19 protein-coding genes, 1 tRNA gene and 2 riboswitches are annotated in these 18,764 nt (G+C 76.6%); of the genes, 7 read left to right on the plus strand and 13 right to left on the minus strand.

Translation table 11 applies throughout. The features are described from left to right. Positions 1-2: 2 nt before the first annotated feature. Genes ASF50_RS04170 through ASF50_RS04190 form a run of 5 tightly spaced genes read right to left on the minus strand, consistent with a single transcriptional unit; the run spans position 3 to position 5,757 of the window. The gene (locus ASF50_RS04170; RefSeq protein ID WP_056903579.1) at positions 3-686 is read right to left on the minus strand and encodes a hypothetical protein; all 684 of its coding nucleotides are present in this window, start codon (positions 684-686) and stop codon (positions 3-5) included. Beyond that, positions 683-1,729, minus strand: coding sequence for an Rv2231c family pyridoxal phosphate-dependent protein CobC (cobC, locus tag ASF50_RS19595; RefSeq protein WP_056903580.1), 1,047 nt, complete (start codon positions 1,727-1,729; stop codon positions 683-685). The genes ASF50_RS04170 and cobC overlap by 4 nt, the downstream gene beginning before the upstream one ends. Then, complete coding sequence (locus ASF50_RS19600; protein WP_235557548.1) at positions 1,722-3,077, minus strand: cobyrinate a,c-diamide synthase; 1,356 nt, start codon at positions 3,075-3,077, stop codon at positions 1,722-1,724. Before ASF50_RS19600 ends, cobC begins: the two co-directional genes overlap by 8 nt. Continuing rightward, on the minus strand, positions 3,074-3,691 hold the full coding sequence (cobO, locus tag ASF50_RS04185) for a cob(I)yrinic acid a,c-diamide adenosyltransferase (protein ID WP_056903581.1): 618 nt from the start codon (positions 3,689-3,691) through the stop codon (positions 3,074-3,076). The genes ASF50_RS19600 and cobO overlap by 4 nt, the downstream gene beginning before the upstream one ends. Then, positions 3,691-5,757 (minus strand): magnesium chelatase subunit D family protein, encoded by a 2,067-nt coding sequence (locus ASF50_RS04190; RefSeq protein WP_056903582.1) that lies wholly within the window; start codon positions 5,755-5,757, stop codon positions 3,691-3,693. Before ASF50_RS04190 ends, cobO begins: the two co-directional genes overlap by 1 nt. Before the next feature lie 22 nt (positions 5,758-5,779). Further along, positions 5,780-5,936, minus strand: a riboswitch (cobalamin riboswitch). Positions 5,937-5,953: 17 nt separating this feature from the next. On the opposite strand from ASF50_RS04190, the gene cbiE reads away from it, so the two are divergent. After that, positions 5,954-7,285, plus strand: a complete 1,332-nt coding sequence (gene cbiE / locus ASF50_RS04195) for a precorrin-6y C5,15-methyltransferase (decarboxylating) subunit CbiE (RefSeq protein ID WP_235557549.1) — start codon at positions 5,954-5,956, stop codon at positions 7,283-7,285. 38 nt (positions 7,286-7,323) lie between these two features. Beyond that, on the plus strand, positions 7,324-8,094 hold the full coding sequence (gene cobM / locus ASF50_RS04200) for a precorrin-4 C(11)-methyltransferase (RefSeq protein ID WP_056904225.1): 771 nt from the start codon (positions 7,324-7,326) through the stop codon (positions 8,092-8,094). 12 nt (positions 8,095-8,106) lie between these two features. On the opposite strand, the gene ASF50_RS04205 is transcribed toward cobM, so the two are convergent. The 3 genes from ASF50_RS04205 to ASF50_RS04215 are packed head-to-tail and all read right to left on the minus strand — an operon-like array spanning position 8,107 to position 11,266. Then, the gene (locus ASF50_RS04205) at positions 8,107-9,696 is read right to left on the minus strand and encodes a precorrin-2 C(20)-methyltransferase (protein ID WP_056903583.1); all 1,590 of its coding nucleotides are present in this window, start codon (positions 9,694-9,696) and stop codon (positions 8,107-8,109) included. Then, positions 9,693-10,361 carry a precorrin-8X methylmutase gene (locus tag ASF50_RS04210; protein WP_056903584.1) on the minus strand — a complete coding sequence of 223 codons (669 nt, stop codon included), beginning with the start codon at positions 10,359-10,361 and terminating at the stop codon, positions 9,693-9,695. The genes ASF50_RS04205 and ASF50_RS04210 overlap by 4 nt, the downstream gene beginning before the upstream one ends. Then, positions 10,358-11,266, minus strand: a complete 909-nt coding sequence (locus ASF50_RS04215; protein ID WP_056904226.1) for a nitrite reductase — start codon at positions 11,264-11,266, stop codon at positions 10,358-10,360. Before ASF50_RS04215 ends, ASF50_RS04210 begins: the two co-directional genes overlap by 4 nt. Positions 11,267-11,340: 74 nt before the next feature. Further along, positions 11,341-11,473: riboswitch (cobalamin riboswitch) on the minus strand. 115 nt (positions 11,474-11,588) lie between these two features. Between ASF50_RS04215 and ASF50_RS04220 the strand changes: the two genes are divergently transcribed. Then, positions 11,589-12,206, plus strand: coding sequence for a hypothetical protein (locus ASF50_RS04220; protein ID WP_056903585.1), 618 nt, complete (start codon positions 11,589-11,591; stop codon positions 12,204-12,206). A gap of 4 nt (positions 12,207-12,210) precedes the next feature. Here ASF50_RS04220 and ASF50_RS04225 read toward each other — a convergent pair whose 3' ends face one another. The 4 genes from ASF50_RS04225 to orn all read right to left on the minus strand — a co-directional run bounded on the left by ASF50_RS04225 (position 12,211) and on the right by orn (position 14,560). After that, a complete protein-coding gene (locus ASF50_RS04225; RefSeq protein WP_056903586.1) occupies positions 12,211-12,984 on the minus strand; it encodes a hypothetical protein in 774 nt (257 codons plus the stop codon). Positions 12,985-13,015: 31 nt separating this feature from the next. Further along, positions 13,016-13,687: a Type 1 glutamine amidotransferase-like domain-containing protein gene (locus ASF50_RS04230; RefSeq protein WP_056903587.1), complete on the minus strand. Its 672-nt coding sequence runs from the start codon at positions 13,685-13,687 to the stop codon at positions 13,016-13,018. Between the two features lie 124 nt (positions 13,688-13,811). Further along, a tRNA-His gene (locus tag ASF50_RS04235) sits at positions 13,812-13,884 on the minus strand. A 49-nt stretch (positions 13,885-13,933) separates the two neighbouring features. Continuing rightward, complete coding sequence (gene orn / locus ASF50_RS04240; RefSeq protein WP_056863712.1) at positions 13,934-14,560, minus strand: oligoribonuclease; 627 nt, start codon at positions 14,558-14,560, stop codon at positions 13,934-13,936. A 108-nt stretch (positions 14,561-14,668) separates the two neighbouring features. Here orn and ASF50_RS04245 point away from each other — a divergent pair, with 108 nt between their 5' ends. Both ASF50_RS04245 and ASF50_RS04250 read left to right on the plus strand, forming a co-directional pair. Beyond that, on the plus strand, positions 14,669-15,394 hold the full coding sequence (locus ASF50_RS04245; RefSeq protein WP_056903588.1) for a DsbA family protein: 726 nt from the start codon (positions 14,669-14,671) through the stop codon (positions 15,392-15,394). Then, entirely contained in the window at positions 15,391-16,464 is a 1,074-nt protein-coding gene (locus tag ASF50_RS04250; RefSeq protein WP_056903589.1) for an adenosine deaminase, read from the plus strand. The genes ASF50_RS04245 and ASF50_RS04250 overlap by 4 nt, the downstream gene beginning before the upstream one ends. On the opposite strand, the gene ASF50_RS04255 is transcribed toward ASF50_RS04250, so the two are convergent. After that, the gene (locus ASF50_RS04255) at positions 16,437-17,267 is read right to left on the minus strand and encodes a PIG-L deacetylase family protein (protein ID WP_235557612.1); all 831 of its coding nucleotides are present in this window, start codon (positions 17,265-17,267) and stop codon (positions 16,437-16,439) included. The two genes, ASF50_RS04250 and ASF50_RS04255, sit on opposite strands and share 28 nt — an antisense overlap. Before the next feature lie 70 nt (positions 17,268-17,337). Between ASF50_RS04255 and ASF50_RS04260 the strand changes: the two genes are divergently transcribed. Both ASF50_RS04260 and ASF50_RS04265 read left to right on the plus strand, forming a co-directional pair. Further along, positions 17,338-17,985, plus strand: a complete 648-nt coding sequence (locus ASF50_RS04260; protein ID WP_056863716.1) for a response regulator transcription factor — start codon at positions 17,338-17,340, stop codon at positions 17,983-17,985. Positions 17,986-18,056: 71 nt separating this feature from the next. Further along, on the plus strand, positions 18,057-18,725 hold the full coding sequence (locus tag ASF50_RS04265; RefSeq protein ID WP_056863717.1) for a helix-turn-helix transcriptional regulator: 669 nt from the start codon (positions 18,057-18,059) through the stop codon (positions 18,723-18,725). Positions 18,726-18,764 lie beyond the last annotated feature (39 nt).

Here is an 18,764-nt window from a genome sequence, read left to right on the forward strand (position 1 = left end):
GGTCAGGCCGGCTCGACCACCACGGCGCGGCCGGCGTAGTAGCGGGCGAGGACGTCGACGGGCAGCCGGGCGTGCTGGCTGTGGTCGGGCAGGCCCGAGGGGTTGGTGAGCCGCACCCCGGCGTCGTCGGCCGCCCACAGCGTCACGAGGTGCCCGCCGCGCGCCGGCGGCGGCTCGGGGGCGAGGCGGACCGCCGGGTGCACGGAGGCGATCGCGAGCGCGCCGGCGGCGACCTCGCGGGCCAGGTCGGCGGCGGGGAGGTCGACGGCGACCCGCGCCCCGATGCCCCACCGGGTGCGCAGCAGCTCGACGAGGGGTGCGTAGACCAGGCCGTGGACGCGCTCGGGGGTGAGGACGTAGCCGCCGACGTCGAGCAGGTCCTCGGCGGTCGGCACGAGCTCGAGCCGCTCGCCGCGGCGGTGCTCCACGAGCCCGGCCAGGGCCGCGACGCCGCACATGCGGTGGGCCCAGAACGCGTAGCCGGCCGGGCAGCAGGCGCCCGTGGTGGCCCAGGCGGGGTCGTCCTCGGCCCGCGCACTGCCGTCGACCAGCCGGGGGATGAGGGCGGGCGTGGCGTACTGGCTGACGTGGGGGTAGGGCTCCCCGTCCCGGCGTCGCAGCCGGGTGACGGGCTCGGGGGCCGCGGCGGGGTGGGGGCAGTCGCGGCGGCGGTGGAAGCCGATCACCGCGGCACCGCCGGGGGTGGCGTGGTGAGCGTGGCGAGCGCGGCGAGCAGCCGGTCGCTGACCGCGGGCGAGCGCACCGCGACCCGGACCCAGGCGTCGTCGAGGCCGGGGAAGGTGTCGGCCCGGCGTACGGCGATCCCGCGCTCGCGCAGCCGTCCGTGGGCGCCGTGGCCGGCGCGCACGAGCACGAAGGAGGCCGCGGAGGCGACGTGGTCGACGCCGAGGTCGGCCAGGCCGCGCTCGAGGTGCTCGCGGTGGGCGACGACCTCGCGGGCGCGCCGGGCGCCCTCGGCGACCGCGGCGGGGGTGGAGCAGGCGGTCATCGCGGCGGCGGCCGTGGTGGAGACCGACCACGGCACCTGCCCGCGGCGCAGGGCGGCCACCGAGCGGCGCGAGGCCAGCAGGTAGCCCGCGCGCACGCCGGGGACGCCCCAGTGCTTGGTGAGGCTGCGCACGACCACCAGGCCCGGGGCGCGCAGCCCGGCCACCGACGCGGTCTCGCCGGGCACGGCGTCCATGAAGGCCTCGTCGACCAGCACCACCCGCCCCGGGCGCAGCAGGGCCCGCACGGCCTCGGCCGGGTGGAGGACCCCGGTGGGGTTGGTCGGGTTGCCCAGCACCACGAGGTCGGCGTCGTCGGGCACCGCGGCCGGGTCGAGCACGAAGGGCTCCGGCAGCAGCACCGGCGTGACGTCGTGACCGGCCTGCTCCAGCGCCGCGTGGGGCTCGGTGAACTGCGGGTGGACCACCACCGGGCGGCGCCACGCGCGCCAGCGTGCGACGAGGGAGAAGGCCTCGGCCGCGCCGGCGGTGGCCAGCACCTCCTCGGCCGGCCGGTCGTGGCGCCGGGCCAGCGCGGCCTCCGCCGCGGTGGGGCTGGGGTAGTCGCCCGAGGCGTCCACGGCGGCGTGGAGCGCGGAGTCGAGCCACGCCGGGCGGGGGCCGTCGTGGACGTTGACGGCCAGGTCGAGCAGCCCGCTGCCGCGAACCTCGGCGTCGCCGTGGTGGCGCAGCGGGTCGACGGGCGGGCCGGCCTCAGCCACGGGCCCGGGCGTGCACCGCGTCGGCGAAGCGCTGGGCGAGGTGGGGGTGACCGGCCCAGTGGGTGTGCAGGTAGGAGGCGTGCAGGCTGGCGGTGCCGAAGCCGACCGCCTCGCCGTCGACCTCCCAGGTGGCGGTCTCGCCCCTCACCGGCTCGACGTGGGTGCGGTGGAACTCGTGGCCGGTGACCTGCTCCCCGCGCCGGGTGAGCAGGCTGTCGCCGACCGCGGTCGCCACGGGGTAGCGCATGGTGAGCCGCGGCGTCATCTCCGCGGTGGCCGGCAGCGCCCCCACCATCGGCGCCCCGTCGAGGGTGTCGCAGAGGTAGAGCAGCCCCGCGCACTCCGCCACCGTCGGCACGCCGTCGAGCACGGCCGCGCGCAGGGCGGCGCGCAGCGCCTCGTTGCCGCCCAGCTCCCCGACGTGGACCTCGGGGAATCCGCCGCCGAGGTAGACCCCCGCCGTGCCGGCGGGCAGCGCGGTGTCGTGCATCGGGTCGAAGCCCACCACCTCGCAGCCGGCCGCGCGCAGCAGCTCCTCGGTCTCGGCGTAGCGGAACGTGAAGGCCCGCCCGCCCGCGACGGCGACGACCGGGCGGCCGGCCCCCTCGGGGCGGCGTACGACGGCCTCCGGCGCCCACGGGTCCTCGGCGAGGTCGGGCGCGGTGGCGGCGAGGGCGAGGACGGCCTCGAGGTCGACGTGGGCGGCGACGTGGTCCGCGAGGTGGTCCAGCGACTCCGCCGAGAGGGCGCGCTCGTCGGCGGGCACGAGGCCGAGGTGGCGCGAGGGCGCGGAGACGCCGGCGTCGCGGGGGATGGTGCCGAGCACGGGCAGGTCGATGCTGGAGCGCACCTCGGCGGCGTGGCGCGGGGAGCCGGCCTGGTTGAGCACGACACCGGCCACGGTGACGGTGGGGTCCCAGGTGGCCATGCCGTGCACGACGGCGCCGATGGAGCGCGAGGAGCGCGAGATGTCGACGACGAGCACGACCGGGGTGCGGGTGAGGGCGGCGACGTGGGCGGTGGAGGAGAAGCCGCGGGTGCCGACCCGGCCGTCGTAGAGGCCCATGACGCCCTCGACGACGGCGACGTCGGCCGGCTCCGGCGTGCGGGCGCCGTGCAGCAGCAGCGGCACGACGAGGTCCTCGCCGACCAGGTGCGGGTCGAGGTTGCGGCCCGGTCGGCCGCAGGCGAGGGCGTGGTAGCCGGGGTCGATGTAGTCGGGGCCGACCTTGTGGCCGCTGACGACGTGACCGGCGCGGCGCAGTGCGGCCATCAGCCCGGTGGAGACCGTGGTCTTGCCCTGGCCGGTGGAGGGGGCGGCGACCACGACGCGCGGGAGCCGGGTCACCACTCGATCCCCCTCTGGCCCTTCTGGCCGCGGTCCATCTGGTGCTTGACCTTGGTCATCTCGGTGACCAGGTCGGCGGCCTCGACCAGCGCCGGGTGGGCGCGGCGGCCGGTGAGCACGACGTACTGCCGCCCGGGCCGCTCGCGCAGGGTGGTGACGACGTCGTCGACGTCGACCCAGCCCCACTCCATGGGGTAGGTGAACTCGTCGAGCACGTAGAGGTCGTGGCGCTCCTCGGCCAGGCGCCGCTTGACCTCGGCCCAGCCCTCGGCGGCCTCGGTGGCGTGGTCGGCCTCCGAGCCCTCCTTGCGCGACCACGACCAGCCGGCGCCCATCTTGTGCCACTCCACCGGACCGCCCTCGCCGGTCTGGTCGTGCAGCTCGCCGAGGCGCTCGAGCACGGTCTGCTCCCCGATGCGCCACTTGGCCGACTTCACGAACTGGAAGACCCCGACGTCCCAGCCCTGGTTCCAGGCCCGGATCGCGAGCCCGAAGGCCGCGGTCGACTTCCCCTTGCCGTCGCCGGTGTGCACCATCAGCAGCGGCTGGGTGCGCCGCTGGGCCGTGGTCAGGCCGTCGTCGGGCACGGCCAGCGGCTGCCCCTTCGGCGCCATCAGGCGACCCGCTCGCGCACGGTGGCGGTGAGGGCGCCGGCGCTGACCTCGGCCAGCGGCACGTGCTCGGCGCCCAGGTGGGCGGCGAGGACGCCCCCGAGGCCCAGGCGCATCGGCCCGCTCTCGCAGTCGACGACCAGGGCGGCCTGGCCGGCGGCGGCGAGCGCGGCGGCGGCGTGGCGGGAGCGGGCGACGGCGTCGGCCCCGGCGGTGGCGCGGCCGTCGGTCACCACGACGAGCAGGGAGCGGCGGCGAGGGTCGCGCAGCCGCTCGGTGGCCAGGGTCCGGGCGGCCTCCTCGAGGCCCTCGGCGAGCGGGGTGCGTCCGCCGCCGGGCAGCACCTCGAGCCGGGCGGCGGCCACGTCGACCGAGCGGGTCGGCGGCAGGGTCAGCTCGGCGCCGGCCCCGCGGAAGGTGACCAGCCCGACCTTGTCGCGGCGCCGGTAGGCGTCGAGCAGCAGGCTGAGGATCGCGGCCTTCACCTGCTCCATGCGGCGCCGCGCGGCCATGGAGCCGGAGGCGTCGACGCAGAAGAGCACGAGGTTGGACTCCTGGCCCTCCCGCACCGCCACGCGCAGGTCGTCGGCGTCGAGCAGCAGCCGTCCGCCGGCGCCCGGCGCGCGCCCGCGCAGCGCCTGGTGGGGCACGGCCGCGCGCACGGTCTCGGCGAGGTGGATCGCACCGGTGCGGCCCGGCCGCGCGCCGACACGGCGCCCGGTGTCGGTCTCGGCCCGGCTGCGGCGTCCGCTCTCCCCGCGGCCGGTGCCGCGCACCGCGAACAGCCGCGCCCGGTACGTCGCGCCCGCCGCCACCGTCGTGCCCGCCTCCGCGGGGGACGGGGTCGGCTGCGGGGTCGGCTGCGGGGTCGGCTGCGGGGTCGGCTCCTCGGTCGCCTCCGCGGTCGGGTCAGGGCGGCCGGGGGTGTCGTCGGCCCCGGTCGCCGGCTCGGACGGCTCGGACGGCTCGGCGGGTCCCGGCTGCGACGGCGGCTCGGACTGCTCGCCCGGTCCTCGGTTCGGCCCGCCCTCGGACCCGTCCTCGGGTCCCTCACCCGGCCCGTCGGGGTCGTCCTCAGGCCCCTCGTCGGGCTCGGGGCCGAGCACGTCGTCGAGGAGGTCCTCGTCGAGGCCGGGGGCGTCGAAGGGGTTGCGGCGACGGCGGTGGGGGAGGGCGAGCCGGGCGGCGGCGCGCACGTCCTCGACGGTGACGCGGGTCCGGCCGTGCCAGGCGGCGTGGGCCACCGCGGTGCGGGCGGTGACGAGGTCGGCGCGCAGGCCGTCGACCTCGAAGGCCGCGCAGAGCTCGGCGACCTTGAGCAGCACGTCGTCGTCGAGCACGACGTCGGGCAGCAGGGCCTGGGCGGCCGCGACGCGGCGGGTGAGGTCGGACTCGGCGGCGGCCCACCGCCGCGCGAAGGCCTCGGGGTCGGCGTCGTGGGCCATCCGGCGTCGCACGACCTCGACGCGCAGCGCCGGGTCGCGGGGGGCGGCCACCTCCACGGTGAGCCCGAAGCGGTCGAGCAGCTGCGGGCGCAGCTCGCCCTCCTCGGGGTTCATGGTGCCCACGAGCACGAAGCGGGCGGCGTGGGTCACCGAGACCCCGTCGCGCTCCACGGTGGCGCGGCCCGTGGCGGCGGCGTCGAGCAGCACGTCGACGAGGTGGTCGTGGAGCAGGTTGACCTCGTCGACGTAGAGGATGCCGCGGTGGGCGCGGGCGAGCAGGCCCGGCTCGTACTCCGCGGCGCCGTGCGCGAGCGCCTTCTCCAGGTGCAGCGAGCCGAGCACGCGGTCCTCGGTGGCGCCGACCGGCAGCTCGACGAGCCTGACCGGCCGCTGCTCGGTCGGGGCGTCGGGCCGCTCGGCGGGATCGGTGGAGAAGGCGTCGCCGGCGACCACCTCGATCGGCGGCAGCACGCCGACGAGACCGCGCACGATCGTGGACTTGGCCGTGCCCTTCTCGCCGCGCACGAGGACGCCGCCGATCTCGGGCGAGATCGCGCTCAGCACGAGCGCGAGCGACATGTCGGCGGAGCCGACGACGGCGGAGAAGGGGTAGTGCTGTGGCATGAGAGGCTCCCGCTCGTCCGCCATCGGAAAGGAACCCCGAGGCCGGTCTTCGGACTTCCCGGGTCGACGCTCGCGCATCGCCCGGGTCACCGCAGCGGGCCTGTGCCGGACTCTCACCGGCTTCCCAGATTCTCCCGTCGGTCTCGCGACCTCGGGGCACCTCGGAGCTGTGGCGGTCACGATAGCGTCACGCAGCGTGCCCCCCGACCTGTCCCCCCTCGACGGCCCCCCGCACGCCTCCGAGCGGGGAGCGGCACCGCGGCGCGTCGACGTCGTCGGCATCGGCGCCGACGGCTGGTCCTCGCTCGCCGAGGCCTCCCGCGCGCTGGTGGCCGAGGCGTCCGTCGTGCTCGGAAGCGCCCGGCAGCTGGCCCTCCTGCCCGCCGTCGAGGGCCAGCGCCGCCGGCCGTGGGGCCGGCCCTTCGGCGCGTCGCTGCCCCTCACCCTGGCCGCCCACGCCGACGACGAGGTCGTGGTGCTCGCCTCCGGCGACCCCACCGTCTCCGGCATCGCCTCCACCCTGCGCGCCCTGGTGCCGCGCGAGCGGCTCGTCGTGCACCCGGCGGTGTCCTCGCTGGCGCTGGCCCGGGCCCGGATGCACTGGTCCGACGAGGAGTGCGAGGCGCTCACCCTGGTCGGGCGCGACACCGACCGGCTGCGCCGACACCTCGCGCCCGGTGTGCGCCTGCTCCTGCTGACCTCCGACGCCGGCACCCCCGCGACCGTGGCGGCCCTGCTCGTCGAGGAGGGGTACGCCGCGAGCGCCCTCACCGTGCTCGGCGACCTCGGCGCGGCCCACGAGTCGCGCCTGGAGGCCACCGCCGGCGGCTGGGCCGACGTCGCCGCCGCCGACGTGCCCGCCCTGCACGTGCTCGCCCTCGAGGTGCGCCCCACCGGCGGCGACGTGACGCCGACGGGCTCGTGGACCACCGGACTGCCCGACGACGCCTTCGAGCACGACGGCCAGCTGACCAAGCGCGACCTGCGCGCGAGCGCCCTGTCCCGCCTGGCCCCCCGGCCCCACGAGGTGCTCTGGGACGTCGGCGCCGGCGCCGGCTCGATCGGCATCGAGTGGCTGCGCGCCCACCCCTCGCTCCAGGCCTGGGCCTTCGAGGCCGACCCCGGGCGTGCCGAGCGGGTGCGGCGCAACGCCCGCCGTCTCGGCGTGCCCCACCTGCAGGTGCGCGAGGGCCGGGCGCCCGCGGTGCTGGAGCGGCAGCCCAGCCCGCACGCCGTCTTCGTGGGCGGCGGCGCCACCGCGCCGGGCCTGCTCGAGCACTGCCGCGCCGCGCTGCGACCCGGTGGCCGGCTCGTGGTGCACGGCGTCACGCTCGAGACCGAGCAGCTGCTCGCCGCCGCCTACGCCGAGCACGGGGGCGAGCTGACCCGCCACGGCGTCGAGACCGCCGCCCCGATCGGCACCTTCACCGGCTGGACCCCCGCCCGCGCCGTCACCCAGTGGGCCTGGACCGCCCCGCCCGACCACCCGACCCGCTGGCCGGGCGACCCCGACTGGAGCACCCCGTGAGCCCCGAGACCCCGCCGACGCCCCGGACCACCACCCCGATGACCACCCCGATCACCACCCCGACCGTCCGCTTCGTCGGGGCCGGCCCCGGCGCCGCCGACCTGCTGACCCTGCGCGCGGCGCGCATGCTGGCCGAGGCCGACGTGGTGCTCTACCCCGGCACCTACCTCGACGCCGAGGTGCTCGGCCACTGCCGCCCGCAGGCCCGCCTGGTCGACACCCAGGGCCTCGACCTCGACGCGATGGTCGAAGTGATGCGCGCCGCCCACGAGGCGGGGGAGCAGGTCGTGCGGCTCACCAGCGGCGACCCGTCGCTCTACTCCGCGCTCGCCGAGCAGACCCGTCGCCTCGACGCCGCCGGCGTCACCTGGGACGTCACCCCCGGTGTGCCCTCCTACGCCGCCGCGGCGGCCCTGGTCGGCCGCGAGCTCACCGTGCCGCTCGTGGCGCAGTCGGTGGTGCTCACCCGCGTGCAGGCCCGCTCCACCGCGATGCCGGAGGGGGAGTCGCTGGCCGCCTACGCCGCCACCGGCGCCACCCTGGCGCTGCACCTGGCCGTCACCCGCACCCGCGAGACCATGGCCGAGCTCGCCGGCCACTACGGCGCCGACTGCCCCGTGGCCGTCGTCTTCCGGGCCAGCCAGCCCGGCGAGCTGGTCCTGCGCGGCACCGTCGCCGACATCGCCGAGCAGGTCGAGGCGGCCGGGCTGCGCCAGGCCGCGGTCATCCTCGTCGGCCGCGCCCTGGCCCGCGACACCGACGCCTCGGGGGAGTCGTGGCTCTACTCCGCCACCCGCCCCCGCTCCTGACCCGGCCCCGACTCAGCCCTCGGCCCGGTCCGGCACCGAGCGGGAGGTCCACACCCGACCCGACGGGGTGACCCGGGTCTGGGCGCAGCCCACGATCAGCAGGCACTTCATGTCGATCGAGGCGGCGTCGAGCTCGGCCAGGGTCGTGACGTGCAGCGACTCCTCGGCGCGCCCCACGTCGCGCCCCACCACGACCACGGTGTCGGCGGGCAGCACCTCCAGCAGCGTCTTCTGGGCCCGCACCACCTGCTCGGTGCGCGAGCGCGACGCGGGGTTGTAGACCGCGAGCACCAGGTCGGCCTCGGCCACGGCCCGCAGCCGCCGCTCCACCACGGCCCAGGGCTTGAGCCGGTCCGAGAGGCTCATCACCGCGAAGTCGCCGCCGATCGGCGCTCCGGCCCGCGCGGCCACGGCCTGCACGGCGCTGACGCCGGGCAGCACCCGCACCGGCACACCGGCCAGGTCCTCGCGCCCCTCGGCGCCCGCGGCCTCCGCGGCCTCGTGCACCGCGGTGGCCATGCCGAAGACCCCGGCGTCGCCGCCGGAGACCACCGCGACCCGCTCGCCGCGCGCGGCCAGCTCGAGGGCCAGGCGGGCCCGGTCGATCTCGACGCTGTTGCCCGACGCGTGGCGGGTCAGCCCGGCGCGCTGCGGCACGCGGTCGACGTAGGGCGCGTAGCCCACCACGTGGTCGACCTCGGCCAGCGCCGCGCTCACCTCGGCGGTCAGCCACCGGTCGGGCCCGGGCCCCAGCCCCACCACCAGCAGCTCCGCGGCCTCGGTGGCCGCCGGGACCCGCGCTGCGGCCGGCACGTCCGGCAGCTCGGTGTCGCGGGTGCGGCGTCCGTGGCGGCTGTCGCCGGCCACGACGACCAGCGAGAAGTACGGCACCGTCGCGGGATCGACGTCGGCCACCGGCAGCCAGCGCTGCGCGGGCATCGAGGCGCGCTCGACGTAGACCGCGTGCTCCAGGCGCCCGGCCGCCGCCAGCGCGCGGCGCACGGCGGGGAAGGTGCGGCCCAGCTTCATGATGATCGCGCCGTCGGTGTCGGCCAGGCGACGCGCGAGCTCCGGCTCGGGCAGCGTGCCGGGCAGCACCGTGAGCACGTCGGTCTGGCGCACCAGCGGCGAGGCCACCGCCGCGGCGGCCGCGGCGAAGGCGGGCACCCCCGGCACGACCTCGGTCTCGAAGCGCTCGGCCAGCCGGTCGTGCATGTACATGTAGGACCCGTAGAACAGCGGGTCGCCCTCCGAGAGCAGCACGACGTCGCGACCGGCCTCGAGGTGCGCGGCCAGGCGCTGCGCCGACTCCTCGTAGAACACCGCGAGCGCGCCGGTGTAGCCGCCCGGGTGCTCGGTGGCGCCGGTGGTCACGGGGTAGACCAGCACCTCCTCGACGACGCCGGGCCGCAGCAGGCCCGCCGCCGTACGCCGTGCGTTCGACTCCTTGCCGGGCCCGGCGTGGTAGGCCACGACGTCGGCGTCGCCGATGAGGCGCGCGGCCTTCACCGTGAGCAGCTCGGGGTCGCCGGGCCCGACGCCGACACCGTGGAAGCGGCCGGTCGCCGGGCTGGTCGCTGGGCTGGTCGCTGGGCTGGTCACTCCGCCTCCTGGGCCAGGGCGTTGACGGCGGCCGAGGCCATCGCCGAGCCGCCGCGGCGACCCCGCACGGTCGCGAAGGGCACGTCGATCCCGTGGTCGGCGGCCAGCGAGGCCAGCGCCTGCTTCGACTCCGCGGCGCCGATGAAGCCCACCGGGCAGCCCACGACCGCAGCCGGTCGCGGGGCGCCGTCGATGAGCATCTCCATGAGGTGGAAGAGCGCGGTGGGGGCGTTGCCGATCGCGACGACCGCGCCCTCGAGGTGGGGCTCCCACAGCGACACCGCGGCCGCGCTGCGGGTGGTGCCCCAGTCGTGGGCCAGGGCGGGCACCCGCTCGTCGGTGAGGAAGCAGCGGACCTCGTTGCCGGCCGGCAGCCGCCCCGCCGTGATGCCCATGGCCACCATGCGGGCGTCGGTGAGGATCGGGGCGCCGGCGGCCAGCGCCTCGCGCCCGGCCCGGCCGAGGTCGGGGTGGAGCACGAGGTCGGCGGCCAGGTCGACCTGGCCGCTGGCGTGGATCATCCGCACCGCGACCTTCTCGGCCTCCTCGGGCACGCCCGACAGGTCGGCCTCGCGGCGGATGGTGGCGAAGGAGTCGAGGTAGATCTCCGGGCCGAGGGCGACGTAGGGGTAGTGGCGGCCGGGCCGGCGCAGCAGCGTGGTCATCGCGCAGTCTCCTGGGTCGGGGCGGGGGCGAGGTCGGGCACGAGCACGCCACGCCACGGGGTGACCACGAGGTCGGTGCCCGTGCGGCACAGCGCGCGGGCCAGGGCGGGGTCGAGGCGGCCCTCGGGGGCGAGCACGTGGGTGCCGCCCGGCACGCGGCCCGCCGGCAGGGGGTCGGCGGTGACCAGCGCGGCCGGGTCGGGGTCGGTCGGGCGCGCGAGCGGGTGGGCGAGCGGCACGCCGAGACCGGCCAGCTCGTCGACGTGCCAGGGGGCGTCGGGTCCCCCGCCGCGCAGGCGCAGGAAGTCGCGGGCGAGGTCGAGCACGGCCTGCGGCGCCCGGGGCAGGTCGACCACCGCGCCCCAGCCCCGGGCGCCGACGCGCAGCTGGGCCCGGGTGGCGTCGAGGGCGACCAGGCCGAGGTCGGTGGGCGCCTCGTGCAGGTCGCCGCGACCGTCGTCGAGGGTCAGCAGGAAGCGGCCCGGGAGCGCGGTGAGCCCGTCGTCGGCGCGCAGCAGGGAGTCGAGCAGGGCAGCGACGGGCCGCAGGTCGGCGCGCCCGCCGGCCAGGCCCGACTGCGGCGAGACCATGACGTTGCGCACCAGGTCGTGGCTCGGGGCCGGCACCAGCCCGGTCGCGGCGAGGGCCTCGGCGACGGGGGGCGTGAGGCGCTCGCCGTCGTGGGGCAGCGCCCGCAGCTGCAGGTTGGCGCGGGCGGTGAGGTGCACGTCGCCGTCGCCCCAGCGCTGGGCGACCTCGCTGAGCCGCAGCAGGGCGGGCGCCGGCAGCGCACCGCCCACCAGGCGCAGGCGCACCAGGGCGCCGTCGTCGGCCAGCCACGGGCGGGTCACCCCCGGGCAACGGTCGCGCCGCCGGCGCGCGGTGGGGAGGGTCAGGTCGGGCATGGAGGTCACTCCGGAGGCCGGGGCTCGTGCGCGAAGCCCGTCACGACCTCACGGCGGCTGCCGCAAGGGCCAGCAGGTCTTCGGACTCGGGATCGCCCGGCGCGGGACACCTTCCCGGACTCTCGTCCAGTGGCCTGTCGTGAGACAGAGGTCCCGCCCGTCACCCATACCGCTGCGCGTCAGTCCCGGACTCTCACCGGGTTCCCTGACCTCCGGGCCCGCCTCGCGGCGCACCCGGGGGTCGACTGGCGTCCCGCACGTTACCAACGACCGCTCCCGCGCGCGCCCCACGTCCGCGTCGGACGGGTGGCAGGATGCGCCCGTGACCGAGTGCGAGTCCGAGCCCGCCGCCACCGACGTCGCCCGGCCCGCCGCGCGCGACCCGCGCGACCCGGGCCGGCGCGACCCGCGGGGCCCCGCGCTCGTGGCCACCGCGGCCCTGCTGCTCCTCGTGGCCGTGGTCGCGTCGGCGGTGCTCGCGCTGAGCCACGCCGACGGCTACCGCTGGTCGCAGGCCGCCCTCGTGCCCGCCGACGGCCGCCCCCACGTCGTGGAGCTGGCCGACGACGGCCCGGCGCTGGTGTGGACCTACGAGGCCGAGGTGGTCCCGGCCTGCACGGTCCGCGACACCGGGGTCCGCACCGACGTCGGCACCGCGCTCGAGCCCGGCCCCGTCGACGGCGCCTACCGCCGTGAGGGCGGCAGCACGGGCGACTGGGTCGCCACCTCGAGGATCCGGCCGGCGTCGTCGTCGGTCGAGGTCACCTGCGAGCGCGCCGCCTCGCCCGTCGCGGTCGAGTCGGCCCCCGCGCTGCCGCCGCTGCTCGCCGGCCTCGGTGCGTGGGTCGCCCTCCCGCTCGGCCTGGGTCTTGCCGGCCTGGCCCTCGCGGGCGGCGCGGCGCTGCTCGGCGTACGCCGGGGGCGCGGGGGCGCGCGCTGAGTCCTCAGCGCACGACCACCCGCCCGACGTCGTCGGTCGCGGTGCGCGCCAGGAAGCGGCGGGCAGCGGCCTCCTGGCCGTCGGCGACGTCGACGTCGAGGGTGGGTCCCCGGCCCGAGACGTCGGCGCCGAGCAGGTCGAAGCGCTCGGCGGCGGCCAGCACCGCGGCCTCGCGGGCGGCGACCCGCTCGGCCGACCCGTCGACGGCCTCGCGCCGGAGCACGAGGTCGCCGGAGGAGACGGTGACCGACTCGAGGTCGTCGAGGAGCAGGTAGCGGTCGGCGACGGAGACGACCTCGGCGAAGGACACCGGCGCCAGCCCGACCTGCACGAGCGGGAGGTCGGGGTAGTTCTGCAGCAGGTAGGACGTCACCACCGGGTCGGCCTGGGCGCGCACCAGGTCCTCCACCTCGCGCAGCGACACCTCCACCCCCTCGCCCGAGGCCAGCGAGGCGCCCGTGGCCCCCTCCAGGGTGACCGACACCGACACGACGTCGCCGGTGTCGACCTGGTCGTCGTAGGCGTCGAAGAGGGCCATGACCTCGTCGGCCGTGGCGTCGGCGCGCATCACCGCGCGCACGTGGTGGCTGGCTGTGGCGAGGGGCCCGGCGCCGTCGTCGGCGGCGTCGGGCTCGACCACGACGTCGACCACGCTCGGGGAGCGCTCGCCGCGCGCGGCGAGGTCGTCGGCCGACGCCGCGCACCCGGTGAGCGCACCCGTCAGCAGGCCGACCAGCCCGACGACGGCGGTCGCGGTGGGCGCGGCGGAGAGCCTCATGCCCCCAGCATCCCCGGGCGCACCAGCCCGGTCAGGCCCCGAGCCGCTCCCAGCGCCCCTCGGAGACGACCCTGACCTGGCCGTCGTCGACCACGAGGGCCGAGTCGTCGTCGAGGGCGTAGGAGGGGTGGTCGAGGCCCGCGGCCCAGCTGCGGGCCGCGGCCAGGGTGTTCTCCGGCATCTGCGGGTGGTCGAGGTGGGGGAAGATCGACACGTCGACCCAGCCGAGGGTGCGGTCGTCCTCGGCGCCGGCCCACTCCACGAAGTCGGCCCCGATCCGCGGCGTCGCCACCATGCTCCCGGCGCTCGTGCCCACCCAGACCAGCGCGGGCATCGTGGCGAGCACGTCGAGCAGGCCCGAGGCCCGCAGCCAGTGCGCCAGGTACGTCGCGTCGCCGCCGTCGACCAGCAGCACGTCGGTGTCGCGCACCCACGGCTCCCAGCGCTCGGCGCCGATGCTGGGCAGCGCGGTGAGCTCGAGCAGCCCGACCGAGGCCCAGGGCAGGGACACGCCCGACTGGTCGTGCGGCGCCGCGCCCACCACGGCTCCGCGCACCGAGCCGGGCCCGCACATCGGGTGGCCCCACTGGGCGGTCGGCACCAGGAGGGCGCGGCACTCCTCGACCGGCTTGGGCAGCAGGTCGACGAGGGCGGCCCCGATCGCGGCGTTGGTGACGCCGCCGGAGGTGAGCAGGAGCTTCACGAGGTGCCTCCAGGGCGGGTGGGGGAGCCGGGCACAGGAGCAGACCGACGGTGCGACCCGGACTCATCGGTGCCGGACGTGACGAGCCCCCGACCTGGGGACCAGGTCGGGGGCTCGGTGTCGGGGTGAGTAACGGGACTTGAACCCGCGACATCTGCCACCACAAGGCAGCGCTCTACCAGCTGAGCTATACCCACCATGCGCGCGCCGGACGGAGCCGGAACCGCGCGATGAAGTGTAGGGGACTCAGCTCCCGGAGGTGGAATCGAGGCCCGTGATCGACCCGCCGTGGGTGGCGGCGATGGCGCGGGCGGCGGCGCTGTCGGGCCCGGGCTGGGGCACGAAGACCGCCTCGCGGTAGTAGCGCAGCTCCTCGATGCTCTCCTGGATGTCGGCCAGGGCGCGGTGGTTGCCGCGCTTCTCGGGGGCGGCGTAGTAGGCCCGGGGGTACCAGCGCCGGGCCAGCTCCTTGATCGAGGAGACGTCGATGATCCGGTAGTGCAGGAAGGCCTCGAGCTCGGGCATGTCGCGGGCCAGGAAGGCGCGGTCGGTGCCCACGGTGTTGCCGGCCAGCGGCGGTCGGCTGCCGTCGCCGCAGTGCTCGCGCACGTAGGCCAGGACGGCGGCCTCGGCATCGGCCATGGTCAGCCCGGCGTCGAGCTCGGTGAGCAGCCCCGACTTCTCGTGCATGTCGCGCACGAAGTCGCCCATCTGCTCCAGCGCGGCGGCCGGCGGGCGCACGACGAGGTCGACGCCCTCGCCGAGCACGTTGAGGTCGAAGTCGGTCACGAGGGCCGCCACCTCGATCAGGGCGTCGGCGCCGAGGTCGAGCCCGGTCATCTCGCAGTCGATCCAGACCAGTCGATCATTCATGGCGCGCACCCTACGCGCCGAGGCGCTCGGCCCGACTCAGCGACGGCTCAGGTCGGGCCCCTAGAGTTCTGGACGCCAGCCGTCGACCCGCACCGCCGAGGAAACCCCATGGCCAAGAAGCCCAGTCAGCAGGAGCGCTCGCAGCGCGCCGCCGCCGCCCTCGAGGACCAGAAGCGCGCGGAGCGTCGCCGCACGATCCGCAGCATCACGCTGGTCGTGTTCGCGCTCGTCGTCGTGGTCGGGATCGCCTTCGGGGTCCAGAGCCTGCGGGGCGGGGGAGAGGTCACCGCCTCCCCGGCCGGCCAGAGCGAATACGGCGTCACCATCGGCGAGCAGGACGCCCCGCACCAGGTCGTCATCTACGAGGACTTCCTCTGTCCCTTCTGCGGCCAGCTCGAGGCCGGCACCGGCGAGGAGCTCCAGCAGCTCGCCGACGACGGGTCGGTGCTGGTGGAGTACCGCCCCTTCAACCTGCTGAGCCGGATCGGCGACTACTCCGAGCGCGCCACCAGCGCCTTCGCCGTCGTGCTCGAGGAGAGCGGCCCGGAGACCGCCAAGGAGTTCCACGACCTGCTCTACGCCAACCAGCCCTCCGAGGAGGGCCCCTTCCCCGACAACCAGGCGCTGCTCGACCTGGCCGTCGAGGCCGGCGCGGAGGAGTCGGCGGTCAGCGACGGCATCCTCGGCGAGTCGATGGTCGACTGGGTCGAGGCCGCCACCACCGCCGCCCAGGACGCCGGCGTGCAGGGCACCCCGACGGTGCTCCTCGACGGTGAGCAGATCTCCGGCGACCCCGAGCAGATCCTCGACCAGATCAACGAGACCGTGGGGTGAGCGACTCCTCCACGACGGGGCTCGGCCCCCGTCCCGACCTGCGCGCCTTCGTCGCCGGGCTGCCCAAGGCCGAGCTGCACGTGCACCACGTCGGCTCGGCCAGCCCCGCCATCGTCAGCGAGCTGGCCGAGCGCCACCCCGGCACCGTGCCGAGCGACCCCGACGCGCTGCGCGACTTCTTCGCCTTCCGCGACTTCGCCCACTTCATCGAGGTCTACCTCGCGGTGGTCGACCTCGTGCGCACCCCCGAGGACATCCGCTTCCTCACCTACGAGATCGCGCGCGAGATGGCCACCACGCAGTCCCTGCGCTACGCCGAGCTGACCTGCACCCCCTACACCTCGGTGCAGGCGCTGCGGGGCGAGCCCCACGTCGCGATCGGGGCCTTCAACGAGGCCATCGAGGACGCCCGCGTCGCCGCCGAGCGCGACTTCGGGATCGTGCTCCGCTGGATCTACGACATCCCCGGCGAGGCCGGCCTGCCCGCGGCCGACCTGACCCTGGACCTCGCGCTGCGCCACCCCACCGACGGGCTGGTCGGCTTCGGGCTCGGCGGCCCGGAGATCGGCGTGCCGCGCCCGCAGTTCGAGCCCCACTTCGCCGCCGCGCGCGCCGCGGGCCTCCACAGCGTGCCCCACGCCGGCGAGACCACCGGGCCGCAGACGGTCTGGGACGCGCTGCGCCTGCTGGGGGCCGAGCGCATCGGCCACGGCACCTCCGCGGCGCAGGACCCCGCCCTGCTGGCCCACCTGGCCGAGACGGGGGTGCCGCTGGAGGTCTGCCCGTCGTCGAACGTCGCCACCCGCGCCGTCGCCACCCTGGCCGACCACCCGCTGCGCGCCTTCCGCGACGCCGGGGTGGTGGTGACGATCAACTCCGACGACCCGCCGATGTTCGGCACGACGCTCAACCGCGAGTACGAGATCGCCGCCGACCTGCTCGACCTCGACGAGGCCGGGGTCAAGGACCTCGCCCGCGCCGGCGTGCGCGCGTCGTTCGCCGACGACGCCACCCGGGCGCGCGTGCTCGCCGAGATCGACGCCTACGCCGGACCGGCGTCCTCGGCTTGACCCTCGACCGGCACCTCGACCGGCACCTCGACCGGCGTCTCGACGTAGTGCTCGACCGGCCCGCGGAAGTGGGCTAGGACCCGCTCGGGCAGGGTCGAGAGCTGGCTGACGTGGCTCTGCAGCGCCCGGGCCTTCGTCGCGACGAGGTCGGGGTCGAGGTCGAGGCGCACCATCTGCTCCCAGGGCGCGTCCTCGGGGCCGCGGGTCGGCCACAGCGACACGGGGTACTCCAGCAGCCGCGCACCGCTGCGCTGCGCCGCCACCGCCGCGGCACGCCCGGCGGCCTCGTGGTCGGGGTGCCCGTCGTGGCGCCACGGCGCGGCCAGCAGGGTGCTCGACCCGTCGCCCACTAGGCCGGCGAGGCTCGCGGCGACGGCCTGCTCCTGGGCGGCGACCTCGCCGTCGGCGGCGCCGAGGAACACCAGGGGGGCCTCGGGCGCGAGGCGGGCCAGGGCGTTCTCCATCTCGGCCAGCCGGGTGGTCGCCAGCGCGTGGCGCGTCATCAGCTGGGAGGGGCGGTGGCTGGCCTCGCCGGCGGTGAGCAGCACGACGTAGACGGGGACGCCCTGGCGGTGGGCCGTGGCCATGAGGCCCGCCGCCCCGAGGCTCTCGTCGTCGGGGTGGGCGCTGACGACGACGAGCCGGGTGCAGGCCCGCTCGCCGTGGCTCAGCCGCAGCAGCGGCACGGCGCCGTAGCGGGGGTGGGCCTCCCAGTCGGCGACCGACGACGTGGCCGGGGCGTCGCCGGCACGGTGGCCGGCGCTCGACGGGTGCGCGCGCTCCCCGTCCCGATCCGACGTCATCGTCACCGGCAGAACCTAGATTCCGGCGGCCCGTGGGCACTTCCTCCCGCTGGGTGAATACTGTCGTGCCATGAGCAACCCGGCCGGCCCCGTGCGCGTCGCGGTCGTCAACGACTACGAGATCGTGGTCGCCGGCGTCGCCGCGCTGCTCGCGCCGTACCGCTCGCGCGTCGACGTGGTGGAGCTCGACATCGGCGTCGGCGTGGTCGGCGACGTCGACGTGGTGCTCTACGACACCTTCGGCCAGGTGCAGGGCGACGGGATCGAGCTGGAGGACCTCGTCGCCGACGGCTCGCCCAAGGTCGTGGTCTTCAGCTGGAACGTGCAGGCCGACCTCGTCGAGCGCACGATCGCCCGCGGGGCGTCGGGCTACCTGTCCAAGCAGTCCGACGCGCGCGACATCGTCGAGGCCATCACCCGGGTCTGCGCCGGGGAGACGGTGCGGCCCGGTGAGGTCGAGGACCTCGACGAGCACGACCGCGGCGCGTGGCCGGGTCGCGACCACGGCCTGTCGGCGCGCGAGGCCGAGGTGATCGCGCTGATTACCCAGGGCCTGTCCAACCAGGAGATCGCCGACCGGTCCTACCTCAGCATCAACTCGGTGAAGACCTACATCCGCACCGGCTACCGCAAGATCGGGGTCTCCCGCCGGGCCCAGGCGGTGGCGTGGGGCATGCAGCACGGCTTCTCGCCCGAGCACGCACGCGTGCTCCGCTGACCTCACCCGATCGGGTGAGGACCGCAGGGGCGTCGTGCTTTATGCCACGGCGTCTGTATAGATTCGACGGCGTGAGTCCCTCCGCACCCGTCGTCGCGACGCTCGTCGACGACTTCCACGTCGTCCTCCCGGGCGTGCGTGCGCTCCTCGAGCCCTACCGCTCGCGGGTGGTGCTGGTGGAGCTCGGCGACGCGCTGGTGGAGCCGCGGTCGGTCGACGTCATCCTCTACGAGCCGGTGCGGCTCTCGCAGAGCAGCCACTCGATGCTCCGCTCGCTCGCGGCCTCCTCGGGCGCGCGCCCGGTCGTCTACACCTGGCGCGAGCACAGCGCCCAGGGCGCGCCCGCCGGGCCCGTCGTCGGCCGGCTCTCGAAGTCGCTCACCGGCGCCCAGCTCGTGGCCGGCATCGAGGCGGTCCACCGCCACGTCGGCCCCCCGCCGGGCCCGCGTCCCACCGTCGACCGGGCGGCCCACGCCGCCGTCGTCGCCCGCGGCGGCGCCGCCGACAACGGCCTCACCCCGCGCGAGGCGCAGATCCTGGCCCTCATCACCCAGGGCTACACCAACGTCGAGATCGGCAAGAGGCTCTACCTGTCGATCAACTCGGTGAAGACCTACGTGCGCGGCGCCTACCGCAAGATCGACGTCGAGCGCCGCACCCAGGCCGTCGCCTGGGGCCTGCAGCACGGCCTCGGCGACGCCGAGATGGTCCGCCAGCCCACGGGCACGCGCGCCTCCTGACCTGCCGCCCCGGCGCTCAGCGGTGAGACCGGTCCAGAC

Source organism: Nocardioides sp. Leaf307, assembly GCF_001423135.1.
GTDB classification, from domain to species: Bacteria; Actinomycetota; Actinomycetes; order Propionibacteriales; family Nocardioidaceae; genus Nocardioides; species Nocardioides kribbensis.